This is a genomic window from Sphingomonas sp. DG1-23, from assembly GCF_030730875.1.
In the GTDB taxonomy this organism is placed as follows: Bacteria; Pseudomonadota; Alphaproteobacteria; order Sphingomonadales; family Sphingomonadaceae; genus Sphingomonas.
On the sequence record NZ_JAVAMA010000009.1, the window covers coordinates 212,217 to 225,438 of the forward strand.

The following is a 13,222-nucleotide window of genomic DNA, read 5'->3' on the forward strand; positions in this document are numbered from 1 at the left end:
AAGATCACTCGCCCTGACGGTTCTGGTTCTGATAGCGCTACCATTGGGTCGCGACGGGAGCGCTGTCAAGCCGGGGACCGCCGCTGGAGGCGTAGAAAATCATACAAATCGCCTGCGCCGCTTCGCGCAAGGGGTGCTATTGATAGTGACTAGCAACATTGTTGATCCTATTGCTTGGGCGAATCGATGCGACGGCGAGTTCGGGAGCGCGAACACGCCGCGGCATCGCTGGGCAACATATTCGGAGGACGCAATGAAGCGACTGATATTGGCGGCGCTGATGCTGGGTGCGTGCGGCGCAGCCCAGGCCCATGAGGTGTGGATCGAGCGCGACGGCAACGGCGCTGCGCGCATCTATCTGGGCGAGCCCGGCGATGTGCTCCCCGAGGGCGGCGATCCCGAATTCGCCAAATTGACGGCACCGAAGCTGCTGGCAGGCGCCGACGCGGCGATGGTGCGCAAGGCCGGCTATCTCGAGGTCAAGACACCTGCGGGCGACGTGCGGGCGTGGGACGACAATGTCTTCGCGCCCTGGGATTCCGAGGGAAAGAAAGAAGGCGTGGTCTATTATGCCCGCGCCGGGCGCAACGATCCGCGCGCGCTGCTGCCGTTCGAGATCGTGCCCGCCACTGCCGGGGCGAGCCGCTTCGTGGTGATACGCGACGGCAAGCCGGTCGCGGGGGCCAAGGTCGTGGTGATCACGCCGGAGAAATGGTCGAAGACGATGGTCGCCGATGCTGCCGGCGCGCTTGAGGTCCCGGTGCGCGAGAAGGGGCGCTACATCCTGTCGGCAACGCAGAAGGAAGGCGCGGCGACGCTGCCCGGCGGGGCCGTGGATGCCGTGCACCGGATCACCACGACGACGTTCGTGGCGGGGTGAGAGCAGGGCAGGATTCTCTGCCTCAGCCGGAATGTTTGGCTCTTTCGTCATCCCGGATGTCAGGCTTTCCCGGACAACCGAAGGTTTTACGCCGGAAAGCCTTGCAGTCCGGGATCCACCGCCCCCCCGGATACGCGCCTCACGGTCGATCCCGGACAGCTCGATCTTCTATCCAAATCAGAGATTTGGATAAAACCGGCTTTCGGGATGACAGTCATTTTCGGGCCGCTCGCCACATTTCGATCGCGTCGATCGCCCGCGCGCGGACCTCGTCCGGCGTGCCGAGCGCGTCGATCACGACATGCCGCGCGGGGGTCTTTGCGGCCTGATCGAGAAAGGACTGGCGGATGCGGCGGTGGAAATCCAGATCGAGGGTCTCGAAGCGGCCCTCGTCGATCGCGCCGGCGCTGAGCCGCTGCCGGCTCCGCGCGAGGCCGATCTCGGGGTCGAGATCGAGGATCACGACCAGATCGGGCCAGACGTCGCCGACCGCTTCCTTGTGGAGATGGCGGATATAGCTTTCGGACATGCCGCGGCCGGCGCCCTGATAGGCGATGGTCGATCCGACATAGCGATCCGACACCACCGAGATGCCGCGCTCGAGCGTGGGCAGGATGATACGCCGGACATGCTCGACGCGCGCCGCGGTCATCATCAGCAATTCGGATTGCTGATCCCACGCATGGTCGGCGCCCGACAGCAGCAGCGACCGGATTTTCTCGCCCTGCGGGGTGCCCCCGGGCTCGCGCGTGGCGATCGCGGGAGCGCCGCTATCGGCGAGATGCGCGACGATGCCGGCCACCATGCCCGACTTGCCGGATCCGTCGACTCCCTCGACTGCGAAGAAGGAAGCTTTGTGCATGCGCCCGCCTTAGCAGGGCGGCGCGCGATGTCACGGCGTGGCGCGGCGGATCGCGTGCGGCGCGTCGGGCGCTTCCGCGGCGTTGAGGCCGAGATAATGCGCCGCGCACGCCATTTCGAGCGCCTCTCCGGCCTCGACCGCGCGGCTGTAGAGGAATCCCTGGCCGTATTCGCACCCGAGGCGAGTGAGCAGCTCGGCATTCTCGCCGGTCTCGATGCCTTCGGCGGTGACGGGGAGGCCGAGGCCTTCGCTGAGGCTCAGGATCGCGCGGACGATCTGGCCGTTCTCGTCGTCGCGCATATTCTGGACGAAGCCGCGATCGATCTTGATCCGGTTGAACTGCAACTCGCGCAGATGCTTGAGGCTGGCATAGCCGGTGCCGAAATCGTCGAGCGCGATCTGAATGCCGGCGCTGCGCAGCGAAACCAGAATGACGCGCGCGGCCTCGATGTCCTGGACGAGGCGGGTCTCGGTGATCTCGACGATCAGGCGTCCGGGAGCGAAGCCGGTGCTGCACAGCACCTGGAGAATGCGCTGGGGCAGCCACGGATCGTTGAGCTGGAGCGGCGAGATGTTGACCGACAAAGTGAGATGCTGCGGCCATTGCCGCGCTTCGATACAGGCGCGGCGCAGCACCGCGAAGCCGAGGTCCTGGATCATCCCCGCATCCTCGGCGATCGGGATGAACAGATCGGGCGCGATCAGGCCGCGGGTCGGATGATTCCAGCGGGCAAGGGCTTCGAAGCCGATCATCTCGCCCGAAGCGAGCGCGACGATCGGCTGGAAATAAGGGACGAACTCGCCGCGATGGATGCCGGCGTGCATGTCGAGCTCGAGCTGGGCGCGTTCGCCCATTTCGGCCTCGATCTCGGCGGCGAAGACGCAATAGCTCGAACGGCCCGATTTCTTGGCGCGGTACATCGCGAAGTCGGCGGCGCGCAGCATCTCTTCGGCTTCGGATCCGCCGGGGGGGCAGGTGACGAGGCCGATCGAGGCGCTGACTTCAGCGAGCCCGCCGCGCAGCTGGACGGGCCTCGCGACGAGGGCGAGGAGCGCCTCGGCCGTCTCGATCGGGATTTGCGACCCTGCCGGATGCTCGAGCACGCAGGCGAATTCGTCGCCGCCGAGCCGCGCGACCAATCCGGTTGCGCCGATCTGCTGCTCGATCCGGCGGGCGATGGTGACCAGAACCGCGTCGCCGCCTTCATGGCCGTAGGTGTCGTTGACCGGCTTGAAGCGATCGAGATCGAGCATGAACAGGCTGATCTCGGTCCCGAGCCTGATCGCGGCGCCGCGCGTGGCGATATGCGCGACCAGAGCGCGGCGATTGACGAGACCGGTGAGCGAATCGAACCGGGCGAGCTGGTTGGCTTCACTCTCCGCGCGACGACGGCGGCGCAACTCGCGCCGCAGCCCGCGGGTCCGGCCGACGAGCAGCACCATGTAGAGCAAGCCGGCGATGCAGAAGGCCGGGAACAGTTCGTCGAGCTGCCAGTGCTCGTGCCGGGTGGCGAAGGCCTGCAGGCGTTCGCTCAGATCGAACAGCGCGCCGAGCAGCAGCATCGCCGCCACGGGCGCGACGATGAGCAGGTAATCCCGATAGCTGACGAACAAGCGACGCAGCCGGCCCTTCATTGCCCAACTCCCTGCAGCGCAATGCCTCAAACATGCTTTATAGGAGATTATTCAGAGTGTTGGGCGGATGGGCCGGGCTTCAGGGGAAGATGGCGCTGACCAGTGCGGCGAGTCGGGACGGATCGCAATCGTCGAGCACGACCTCGAGTTCGGGATTGCTGCTATAGCCGATCATCCGCCCCTCGCGATCGGACCCGACGGAGAGCAGCCGCCAGCCGGCTTCCTCGCGCAGCGCCGCGAGGCTGCCCGAAGAGGGGAGGCGATCGGGATCGACGATCACCACCGCCTGGCCCGGAAGTCCGCCGCCCAGCGTGGCGCGACAGACCTTCAGCCCGAAGGCGCGGGGGCCCGCGGCATGCGGCGCCTCGGCCTTTTCGGAGGTGGGCGTGTCGGCAATCAGCCCCTGCGCGAGCGGCGCGCCGAGCACGGGAACCAGCCGGATCGATACCGCGCCGCTCACCGGAAGCGGCGCCACGACCGGCGCGGCGACGGCGTCTCCGGCCTGCAGCGCGGCCGAAATCTCGGCGATCCGGGCGCGGGTGCGCTCGTGGCGGGCGGCAGGGCTGGCGATATAAGCGAGGAAAGCGTCGAGCCCGCCGGCGGCGTGCAGCCCCGCGATATGATCGCGGAGCTCGGCCTCATCGGCGACGCGGAGAAGCTGGTACAATGCGTGTCGTGTCGCGGCATTCCAGCGATCGAACGTTTTCTGGGCGTTTTCGATGCGTGACAAATTGACCGGGGCGAGACCGTAGTCGCGCTCGATCGCGGCGATGGTCAGCGCGGGATCGCCGGTGCGGCGCGCGCGGAGCGCCGCTGCGAGCAATACCGCGAAGCGTTCCTCGGCGAGATCGACGGGCGCGCCGTCGAGAAAGGGCTCGGCCCACAGGCCGATATCGAAGCCCGGCGCGTCGACGTCGAGCAGCAGATCGGCGGGGGCGATGTTCAGCGCCGCGGCGATGCGGCGCAACTCCTCGGGCCGCGGCACGACTTCGCCGCGCTCGATCTTGGACAGGCGGATATAGGGAATGTCGGGAAGGAGCGACGCGAGGCGGAGCAGCCTGGCATGGCCGGCGGCATGCCGCTGCTCGCGCATTCGATTGGGGAAGACGAAGCAGCGATGCAGATCGACCGGCACCTCGCCGGGCGCTGCACGGGCACCGCCCTGCCGCCTTCCGTTCCCCTTTGCCATCGCCATGTCGATCCTCCGCGGGCTAATGCCGCTTGCGACCTTCATGAAGCGTAACAAGAATAATGCAAGGTTAACGCTGCATCCTTTAATAGAATGAGCGTCCCGTTTAGTGGAACTGGCATCCAAACTTAATGGAGCGAACGTTCCTGCCGCTGGGCGAGCAATGCACAAGGGCCCGACGGATCGAGCGCGACGATCGCGAGCAAGGGGGCGCTGCCGGTCACCTGACGCAGCAGCCAGCCCGATGCGGATGGAGCGGGGTGATCGGGCGCGAAGGCGACGCCGGTGCCGTCGGTGATCACGCCAAAGCCCGCGGGCGGGCTCGGCCAGCGGCCGGCGAGATAGTCGAGCAACTCGGCAGCGGCTTCCTGAAGGGCGCCCTCCTCGGTGTCGATCGCGCAAAAGCCTTCGGGCGATGCGCTGATCTCGGCGACCTTGGCGAAATCGTCCGAGCGCCACCAGAGCAAGTGAATGGCGCCGGCGGCATCGGTTTCGAGACCCATGAACAGTCCCGCGCCTTCGGGCAGCAGCGGCTGCGCGTGGCGCGCAACCTCGCGGGCCAGCGCGGTCAGGCGGCGATTGGGACGCGGCATCATCGCCCAGCCGCCCTGCGTGCCTTCGCTCATCTCGATCTCGCCGTACATTGGCCCTCTCCAGCTATCTGCCTACATTATAGGAAGAATACGGATGCGCGGGTGGTCCGGCGAAATTAGTGCAGCACGGCGCTCGACGGAGCGGCGGCCTGGGCGAGGAGCAGCGTTTCGATGCGCTCGACGCTCTCAACCGGGGCGGCAATCGCGACGTTCAGCTCGGCCGGCTGGATGGCGCGGACGGTGGCGAGGCGGTTGTGCGGCTGATCGGCATCGGGGAGCAGCGAAGTCGCCGGAGCCGGCTGGCGGCGCTTGGTCGCGGGGCGATCATATTCTGCCATCACGGCGAAGCGCGGATCGGCAGCGGCGATCTCGGCGAGCGTCTTGGCGGCGCGCTTGGTGATCTGGCGGACGCGCTCCTTGGTGACGCCGGTCTCGAGCGACAGATCGTCGAGGGTCGACGCCTGGAACACCCGGCGAACGACGATGTCGCGGTCACGGGCGAGCTTGGCTTCGAGCTTTTCGAGCTCGGCGGGATCGATGCCGTAGGTGGCGGTGCGGAGACGCGGGCCCTCGCGGCGCAGCGCGGCTTCTTCCCGCTTCGGACGGGGGCGGCGACGGAGCGCCTCGATGCCGACCTTGCGGAGATGATCGACATAGGCGTCGACCAGCGAGGTGATCGCGCCGTCGGCCAGATAGTCGGAAGCGGCGGCCTCGGTGCGGGCGAGAGCGTCCTCGTCCTCGATCAGCGTCTCGGGCGACATTTCCTCGCCGTCGGCGCTGGTGGAGAGCGCATTGAGCGACACCGTGGTCGCCTCGACCTTCTTCGCCGAGGGGCGCTGATCGGTCATCAGGCGGAAGCGGAGGCTCTGGAGCTCGCCGCGGATCTGCCAGTTCACGAAGGTGGTGAACTGCGCCTTGGCGGGGTCATAGGCTTCGATCGCGCGGTGAACCGCGATCGCGCAGCACTGCTCGGCATCGTCCCAATGGGCGACGAGGCCGTACTGGCGGATGAAGTGGCGGATGCGCGGCGCGATCAGCTTGAGGATCTGGGCGAAGGCACGATCGACATAGACGCGCTGGCGGTTGGAGCGGTTGCCATCGGCGGGCGTGTTTTCGATGACGGTGGCAACGGCGGCTTCGAGCGCGATCGTGATCTTCGACATTTGCAATCCCCTGTTTCGTGAGCCGCCGTGAGGCCGCCCTTTCGACAGGGAGATGAATGCCACCTAATCCTTTAACGGATGTAAACCAGTCCTATATGTAGAAATACGCAGTGGGGATCGTCCGTAGGTGGGCGAAAACCCGCGGAAAGTCGCGATATACAATGGTTTACGAGCCGGTAACCGTGCCGCAGCGAGTGGTAAACCGTGCTTTCGTTATAGGAATAAATTTAAGCCGCGAATGTTTCGGGGCGAATTTTCAGGTCGATGAAGCCCAACAGCCACTGGCGATGCGCCTGGGTGGCGTCGCCGGTGCTGGCGATGCGCTGCTGCGCCGCCGACGACCCGATCTGGGCGGAGAGCAGCATGCGGGCGCGGCCCGCCTCGATCCCGCCGCTGAGGAACTTCTTGGCGTCGCCCAGCCCGAGATGGTGGCCGAGATAGGCAGCCTTGGCGAGCGTCTCGGCGTCGGTGCGGACGCGCACCCCGGCTTTCTCGAGCCGGTCGAGATTGGTCTTGGCGAGATCCGCGACGCCGAGGATCGACGCCTTGGGATCGTAGCGCAAGGCGAGCAATTCGGCGCGGTTGCCGGTCTGCAGCCGGCCGCGGCCGTCGAGCCAGCCGCGATCGGCGGCATAGCTGTTGAGCCAGGTGCCCTGGGTCTGCGCGAGATCCTGCCACGTGCCGCTGAGGAACTGGCCGAGCCCGGCGGCGCTCGACCGCGGATTGCGCGAATGGGTGTTCCAGCTGCCGTCGCCGGTCTTGGCGGCTTCGGCGTCGACGATCGCGGCGAGCGCGGAGGCCGGGATGCCGGTGCGCGCCTCGGCGGCGGCGAAGGTGGCGGCGTAGCGGGCGTTGGGACCGAGCTGAAGACTGCCACTTTCCGCAGCGCCCCCGCCGCCAATCGACAAGGTCACCGGGGTATAGGCAGCGCGCGGCTCGTCGGGATCGATCGTGCCGGCGCCGGTGGTGCCGGCGCGCTTGATCGCGGTCTCGCCGCCGCCCGCGGCGGTCGCGGCAGGCTTATGGCAGCTGCAGGCGCAGTGGCAGGCGCATCCCGCCTGCGCGCCGGCAAGGGGCTCGCGCCCGCCGAGCAGGCCGAGCAGCGAATCCATGTTCATGTTCTTGCCGCCGAACGGCGAGGCTTCGCTGGTGTCCTTGCTGTCGCCGTCGCCGAGCGCGGCGCGCCACAGCCGGCTCGAAAGCTGCGACTGCGCCTCGGCATAGATGACCTGCGCGCGCTTCTGCGGGCTGAGCGCGGCGAGCTGGGTCGGGTTGATCATGCCGAACGCTTCCGGACCACGGCGCGGGCGCGCAGGAAGCGCGCGGCGGCGATGTCGTCGATCGCATTCTGTTCGGCGAGCGCGATCGTGCGCTCGGCTTCGTCCTCATAGCGTTCGGCGGCGCCTTCGATCGCGCGCATCGTGCCATAGGCCTCGACGGCCTGGGCGCGCAGCCGGCCGAGCCGGGCCTGCGCCAGATAGGCGGCCTCGTCGAGCCGGGCGCGTTCGGCCTTCATCCGCGCGGTCCAGGCGTCGCTGGCAAAAGGCAGCGAATAAGCGAGCGCGCGCTCCTGCAACATCCGCGCGTCGTGCGACCGGGTCTGGGTCTCGAGCGTGTTGATGCGCTCGACCTCGACGCTGATCGATACCTTTACGGCGTCGACTTCGCGGCGCTGGACGCGAAGCGCAGTGTCGAACGGAGTCATGCGGCGATCCCGATGGGCTCGGCGGCGAGCACATCACCGGCGACGATCCCGGCCAATGCAGCGAAGCCGGCATCGGCATGGCCCTGGTCATGCTTGCCCTGATTGATCAGCGCCTCGATCTGCGGCGCGAGCGCGACGGCACGGTCGACCTCTTCGGACGAGCCGGCCTTGTATGCGCCGAGACGGACCATTTCTTCCATGTCGGCATAGGTCGACAGCAGTTTGCGGGCGGCAAGGCGCGTCGCGTTCTGATCGTCGTTCATGCAATGGGGCAGGGTGCGCGACACCGATTTGAGCACGTCGATCGCGGGATAGCGGCCGCGCTCGGCAATCGCGCGGCGCATCACGATATGGCCGTCGAGGATGCCGCGGACGGCGTCGGCGACGGGTTCGTTATGGTCGTCGCCGTCGACGAGGACGGTGAACAGCCCGGTGATCATGCCCTTGCCGGGCTCGCCGGGGCCGGCGCGCTCGAGCAAGCGCGGCAATTCGGCGAAGACGGTAGGGGTATAGCCCTTGGTCGCGGGCGGCTCGCCGCTGGCGAGGCCGATCTCGCGCTGCGCCATCGCGAAGCGCGTGACCGAATCCATCAGGCACAGCACGTTGAGGCCCTGATCGCGAAAATGCTCGGCGACGGCGAGGGTGGTCCATGCGGCCTGGCGGCGCATCAGCGCAGGCTCGTCCGAGGTGGCGACGACGACGACCGAGCGCGCCATGCCTTCGGGGCCGAGATCGTCCTCGATAAATTCCTGAACTTCGCGGCCGCGTTCGCCGATCAGGCCGATCACCGCGACGTCGCACTGGGTCCAGCGCGCGAGCATCGAGAGCAGGACCGACTTGCCGACGCCCGAGCCGGCGAACAAGCCGAGCCGCTGGCCGATGCAGAGCGGCGCGAACAGATCGAGCGTGCGCACGCCGGTTTCGATGCGGTGGCCGACGCGCGCGCGATTGGCGGCGGCGGGCGGGGCCGCCTTGATCGGCTGGGGATCGGCGCCGTTGGGAAGCGCGCCGAGGCCGTCGACCGGGCGGCCGAGGCCGTCGATCATCCGGCCGAGCCACGCTTGCGAGGGACGGATGCTGAACTGGCCGGCGGCGAGCTCGGCACGCGAGCCGAGGCCGACGCCCTGCGGATCGACGAAGGGCAGACAGAGCGCGACGTTGCGATCGAGCGCGGTGACTTCGGCCTCGACTTTGCCGTTGGCGCCCTGGATCTCGACGCGACTGCCGATCTGCGCGACGCCGGCGAGCCCTTCCACTTCGATCAGCGCGCCGCGGACCGCGACGACGCTGCCGAAGCGGCGATCGGGCACCATAGTGCGGATCGCGCGGGCGGCGCTGGCGAGAGTCTGCACGCGCGGCGTTCCTTACGCGGCTTGCGCTTCGGTGACGACGTTCTCGAAGCCGATCAGCTCGCGCGCGGCAGAGAGCGCCTTGTAATAGTCGCCCTGCGCCATGTCGTGGGCGAAGGCGATGCACGCGGTGCGCGCTTCGGGGGCGGTGAGCGTGGCGACCAGATTGCCGATCAATGCGACGACATTGTCGTGGTGCTGATCGCGGTTGGCCGGATCGATATAAGCGAGCATCGCCGCGAAATAGAGCTGGCGCGCGGGGGTGGTGGCTTCCTCGGGCTGCATGACTTCGCGGCCGCGCAGGATCGATACCTGGTTCTCGACCGCGATCTGCGTGCGGCCGACCGCGCGCAGGACCGCGCCGTTTACGATCGCCTTCTCGCCGTCGCGAAGCGTGATGCGGAGCATTGGGACAAACCTTTCGAGTGCGTTTGCTTCTCTTATAGGATGATGTTGCAGGCGGGGGTGGTGCACCCGGCAAATTTTGCCGAGTGGTTCGCCGATTTCGCGTTGCCAGCTTTGAGATCTTCGAAATGCGAGAAGTGACGGTTTTCCGCCAGACCATTTTGGGAGCGCTCGGGATGCGGCGCAGAGGCTAAGCTCGATGTTGACAGCTTCGCAACCCAGTGGGGCTATCCATTTTCGCTGATGGAGGTCCTTAAAAAAAAGTTGATGACGGCTTAACAAGCCTAGATGAGAGCAATTGGCCATCCTTCCTTGAGTTTGCAGAAATCCTGCGTTGGCAGATGGCATCAAGCTTGAGTCGTCAGCTTGACTTAGATGTAGCTAGGATGCCCTAAGTTCCACCGTTGATCATGTTCAGAAAAATTAGTATATTGAAATCGAGTAAATTGACGAGTCGGTGCGTATGGGCAAGGTGGGAGGATCAAATGAAAATGTATATCAAGATAGTTGGCATGATCGTTGGCGCTAGCGTAGCGCAACCAGCTTGGTCGGCCGGAAGTTGTTCAAATATATTGGGAAAATGGACGAACGAGCTGCAATCTATCATGACAATCACGTCAGTGGACGCGGCCACGGGGCGAATCGACGGCACGTATTCCTCGCCTTCGGGAACAGCTGGAGAGACATTCAATTTGATTGGTTGGCTGAACACCACCGCGCCCGATCCGAAGAAGGACGTGGTACCTGTGCTGACCTTCTCCGTCAGATGGACGCCTTATGGGAGCGCAACTGCATGGACCGGCACATGTCGGGAAATAGCAGGCAAAACCGTGATCAAGACCGTTTGGCATCTCGCGAGGCCGAAAGCCGATTTCCCCTTCGAGCACGTACTGGTCGGGGCTGACGTCTTCACCGCGGCTCCGTAACGCCGTTCGCTATGCTGTAAGCGGGTAGTCGCTGTTGGCGCCTAGAAGCAGTATCTGAACCAGAGTTCTTTCTGGGATTACGGAGCCACTCTAAAGATCTGCCTCGGGCGCGTTGGCGGTTCGTTACCACGATCGTCGAGCCGGAAATGGAACAAACGGCTGGGACCGTCCTCGGGATGACGCATAGCTCATCGCCCTCGTCGCCATGCCTTCGCCGGTATAGGGCCCGCCCCGGCCTAGGGGCCTGACGGGTCCGATCGCGCCGGCCTGCAACGTCCGGCTGAGCTTCATCGACGGCCAGCCGATCCAGTCGACCGTACCGCTCCACAGATTCAGCGACCCGCCCGCCACGAGCTGTCCGTCGACGAACTTCATATCCTGATAGCGAGTCAAAGAGGGTTCGGCACGGTGCGCACCTGCGCGTTGCTGCGCAGATCGAATATATAGAGCGTCTCGCTATCCCAATTGCCCGCCACTAGCGTGTCGCCCGAGGCGGCCACGCACCCGAGATGATCCGGTACGTGGATCTTTCGGCGTATCTCGAGACTGTCTGCGTCGACTTCGACCAGTACCGCGGAGCTCTTCGCTTTCATCTCGGCGACCGGAATCCAGATCGAACGGCCGGAAAGCGATATCCCGCCGGGATGATAGCGTGCCCCGCCGGTCAGTTCGAGGCGGCACAGGAGCTTACCGCCACGCCGGTCGAATTCATGGATATAGCCCTGCGGTTGCCCTGATCGACCGAGGTGACCCAGATGCGCCGAGCATCGAGTTCGAGACCCTGGACATGAAACAGTTGCCCACGAGCTCGATAGTGCGAGGAGATGCGCGTTCTCGATCGCGTGATCGAGCGGATCGGGAGCCGCGGCCACCGACAGGCTCGACAAAACAAGGATGAAACTTGGCAAGCTGGATCGCAGGATCTTGCGGAGCATCGGTTTTACCTCGCGCTTTGCGTGTCCGGGCTCCATGGCAAAGTTGTGCATCACAAAAGCTGCAAGCCACTGATACCTCTGTGACTTGGCCTGTGCTCTTCGCGTCCGTCCGCTGAGGATCTTGCAGGTTCGCATCCGCCGGTGCGGCGGGTGGCCGAGGTCAGTCGCGCAATTTCTTCCGACCGACGCCAGCCCCGGCGGATTTCATCCTAAAAAGCACCTGTGGCCTGCGCGATCGATCCGCGGGCGTCGTCAGGAGTAATGACTTGAGCCTCTATTCCGCTCTCTACGCCGGCGTGTCCGGCCTCAGCGCTCAAGCGAGCGCAATGGCGACCGTCGCCGACAACATCACCAACATCAACACCGTCGGCTACAAGGGCGTCGAAGCCCAGTTCCGCACCATGGTCACCGACGGCCGCGCCAAGAGCAACTATTCGGCCGGCGGCGTCGCCGCGGCGCCGGTTTCGACGATTTCGAAGCAGGGCCTGCTCCAGGCTTCGGGCAGCAGCACCGATCTCGCGATCGACGGCGGCGGCTTCTTCGTGACGCGTGCCAGCTCGGATTCGAGCGGCGACGTCGCCTATACCCGCGCCGGCGCGTTCCGCCCCGACGAGGAAGGCTTCCTGCGCAACCCGGCAGGTCTCTATCTCTATGGCTGGCGTCTCGATGCCACGGGCGACTACACCAACACCGGCAGCATCGAAGCACTCGAGCCGGTGCGCGTGAGCGACCTCGTCGGCACCGCTTCGCCGACCACGCGCATCCAGGCGCGCATGAACCTGCAGTCGACCACCGCGAACTATGTCGGTGCCTATACTGCCGGCAACATGGCCTCGGGCGCCGTCACCCCGCAATTCTCGCGTTCGTTCGACGTGTCGGACGCGCAGGGCGGCACGCACCGCGTGACGATGGGCTTCATCAAGACCGGCCCGAACACCTGGCAGAGCGAAGTCTATGCGAACCCGGCGAGCGACGTGACCGCAGCGGGCGGCGTGCTCGCCAGCGGCACGATCAGGTTCAACGGCGACGGCAGCCTCGACCGGGCGGGTTCGTCCGCGGCGCTGTTCAATCCGCTCGGCGTCACCTGGACCAACAATGCCGGCTCGGTTCCGATCACGCTCGCGATCGGCAGCGACGATGGCATCGACGGCATCACCCAGTCCGGTTCGGAGAGCTCGCTGATCTCGTCGAACGTCGACGGCGGCATGCTCGGCAACCTTTCCACCGTCGAAATCAGCAAGGAGGGCGTGGTCAACGCGATCTTCTCGGACGGTTCGACCCGCTCGGTGTTCCAGCTGCCGATCGCGACCTTCCAGAACCCGGACGGTCTCACCCGCCTGTCGGGCAACGCCTATACGATCAGCCGCGCCTCGGGCGGCATGACGCTCAACGCACCGGGCGAGCTCGGCGCGGGCGCGATCGCTTCGAACTCGCTCGAAGCCTCGACCGTCGATCTGGCGGGCGAGTTCACCAACATGATCCGCTTCCAGCGCGCCTACAGCGCCTCGTCGAAGATCATCACCACCGTGGACGACATGCTCCGCGAAGTGAGCGACCTGAAGCGTTAATCCTCAAAGATC

The 13,222-nt window shown here is 65.8% G+C and carries 13 protein-coding genes; 3 read left to right on the forward strand and 10 right to left on the reverse strand.

Going from position 1 to position 13,222, the window contains the following annotated elements:
- Positions 1–253 precede the first annotated feature (253 nt).
- Positions 254–880 carry a DUF4198 domain-containing protein gene (locus Q9Q95_RS15470; RefSeq protein ID WP_306098035.1) on the forward strand — a complete coding sequence of 209 codons (627 nt, stop codon included), beginning with the start codon at positions 254–256 and terminating at the stop codon, positions 878–880.
- Between the two features lie 214 nt (positions 881–1,094).
- On the opposite strand, the gene tmk is transcribed toward Q9Q95_RS15470, so the two are convergent.
- From tmk to Q9Q95_RS15515, 9 genes are all read right to left on the reverse strand, one after another.
- Complete coding sequence (tmk, locus tag Q9Q95_RS15475) at positions 1,095–1,742, reverse strand: dTMP kinase (protein ID WP_306098036.1); 648 nt, start codon at positions 1,740–1,742, stop codon at positions 1,095–1,097.
- 30 nt (positions 1,743–1,772) lie between these two features.
- Complete coding sequence (locus tag Q9Q95_RS15480; RefSeq protein ID WP_306098037.1) at positions 1,773–3,377, reverse strand: bifunctional diguanylate cyclase/phosphodiesterase; 1,605 nt, start codon at positions 3,375–3,377, stop codon at positions 1,773–1,775.
- A gap of 79 nt (positions 3,378–3,456) precedes the next feature.
- The gene (locus tag Q9Q95_RS15485; protein WP_306098038.1) at positions 3,457–4,566 is read right to left on the reverse strand and encodes a helix-turn-helix domain-containing protein; all 1,110 of its coding nucleotides are present in this window, start codon (positions 4,564–4,566) and stop codon (positions 3,457–3,459) included.
- Between the two features lie 128 nt (positions 4,567–4,694).
- Positions 4,695–5,210 (reverse strand): hypothetical protein, encoded by a 516-nt coding sequence (locus tag Q9Q95_RS15490; protein WP_306098039.1) that lies wholly within the window; start codon positions 5,208–5,210, stop codon positions 4,695–4,697.
- Positions 5,211–5,275: 65 nt separating this feature from the next.
- Entirely contained in the window at positions 5,276–6,322 is a 1,047-nt protein-coding gene (locus tag Q9Q95_RS15495; protein ID WP_306098040.1) for a sigma factor-like helix-turn-helix DNA-binding protein, read from the reverse strand.
- A gap of 227 nt (positions 6,323–6,549) precedes the next feature.
- A complete protein-coding gene (locus Q9Q95_RS15500) occupies positions 6,550–7,602 on the reverse strand; it encodes a peptidoglycan-binding protein (protein WP_306098041.1) in 1,053 nt (350 codons plus the stop codon).
- Positions 7,599–8,027, reverse strand: a complete 429-nt coding sequence (locus Q9Q95_RS15505) for a hypothetical protein (RefSeq protein WP_306098042.1) — start codon at positions 8,025–8,027, stop codon at positions 7,599–7,601. Before Q9Q95_RS15505 ends, Q9Q95_RS15500 begins: the two co-directional genes overlap by 4 nt.
- The gene (fliI, locus tag Q9Q95_RS15510; RefSeq protein ID WP_306098043.1) at positions 8,024–9,379 is read right to left on the reverse strand and encodes a flagellar protein export ATPase FliI; all 1,356 of its coding nucleotides are present in this window, start codon (positions 9,377–9,379) and stop codon (positions 8,024–8,026) included. The genes Q9Q95_RS15505 and fliI overlap by 4 nt, the downstream gene beginning before the upstream one ends.
- A 12-nt stretch (positions 9,380–9,391) precedes the next feature.
- The gene (locus Q9Q95_RS15515) at positions 9,392–9,784 is read right to left on the reverse strand and encodes a flagellar biosynthesis repressor FlbT (protein ID WP_306098044.1); all 393 of its coding nucleotides are present in this window, start codon (positions 9,782–9,784) and stop codon (positions 9,392–9,394) included.
- 482 nt (positions 9,785–10,266) lie between these two features.
- On the opposite strand from Q9Q95_RS15515, the gene Q9Q95_RS15520 reads away from it, so the two are divergent.
- Complete coding sequence (locus tag Q9Q95_RS15520) at positions 10,267–10,707, forward strand: avidin/streptavidin family protein (protein ID WP_306098045.1); 441 nt, start codon at positions 10,267–10,269, stop codon at positions 10,705–10,707.
- Between the two features lie 389 nt (positions 10,708–11,096).
- On the opposite strand, the gene Q9Q95_RS15525 is transcribed toward Q9Q95_RS15520, so the two are convergent.
- A complete protein-coding gene (locus tag Q9Q95_RS15525; RefSeq protein ID WP_306098046.1) occupies positions 11,097–11,693 on the reverse strand; it encodes a DUF6454 family protein in 597 nt (198 codons plus the stop codon).
- Between the two features lie 215 nt (positions 11,694–11,908).
- Between Q9Q95_RS15525 and Q9Q95_RS15530 the strand changes: the two genes are divergently transcribed.
- Positions 11,909–13,210: a flagellar hook protein FlgE gene (locus Q9Q95_RS15530; RefSeq protein ID WP_306098047.1), complete on the forward strand. Its 1,302-nt coding sequence runs from the start codon at positions 11,909–11,911 to the stop codon at positions 13,208–13,210.
- Positions 13,211–13,222: the final 12 nt, after the last annotated feature.

Excerpts from the sequence above, each read along its gene's own strand:
- Q9Q95_RS15520 (WP_306098045.1), top strand. The coding sequence starts at position 10,267 with ATGAAAATGTATATCAAGATAGTTGGCATGATCGTTGGCGCTAGCGTA.
- Q9Q95_RS15515 (WP_306098044.1), bottom strand. The coding sequence starts at position 9,784 with ATGCTCCGCATCACGCTTCGCGACGGCGAGAAGGCGATCGTAAACGGC.
- Q9Q95_RS15485 (WP_306098038.1), bottom strand. The coding sequence starts at position 4,566 with ATGGCAAAGGGGAACGGAAGGCGGCAGGGCGGTGCCCGTGCAGCGCCC.
- Q9Q95_RS15505 (WP_306098042.1), bottom strand. The coding sequence starts at position 8,027 with ATGACTCCGTTCGACACTGCGCTTCGCGTCCAGCGCCGCGAAGTCGAC.
- Q9Q95_RS15490 (WP_306098039.1), bottom strand. The coding sequence starts at position 5,210 with ATGTACGGCGAGATCGAGATGAGCGAAGGCACGCAGGGCGGCTGGGCG.
- Q9Q95_RS15495 (WP_306098040.1), bottom strand. The coding sequence starts at position 6,322 with ATGTCGAAGATCACGATCGCGCTCGAAGCCGCCGTTGCCACCGTCATC.
- Q9Q95_RS15500 (WP_306098041.1), bottom strand. The coding sequence starts at position 7,602 with ATGATCAACCCGACCCAGCTCGCCGCGCTCAGCCCGCAGAAGCGCGCG.
- Q9Q95_RS15525 (WP_306098046.1), bottom strand. The coding sequence starts at position 11,693 with ATGCACAACTTTGCCATGGAGCCCGGACACGCAAAGCGCGAGGTAAAA.
- Q9Q95_RS15470 (WP_306098035.1), top strand. The coding sequence starts at position 254 with ATGAAGCGACTGATATTGGCGGCGCTGATGCTGGGTGCGTGCGGCGCA.
- tmk (WP_306098036.1), bottom strand. The coding sequence starts at position 1,742 with ATGCACAAAGCTTCCTTCTTCGCAGTCGAGGGAGTCGACGGATCCGGC.
- Q9Q95_RS15480 (WP_306098037.1), bottom strand. The coding sequence starts at position 3,377 with ATGAAGGGCCGGCTGCGTCGCTTGTTCGTCAGCTATCGGGATTACCTG.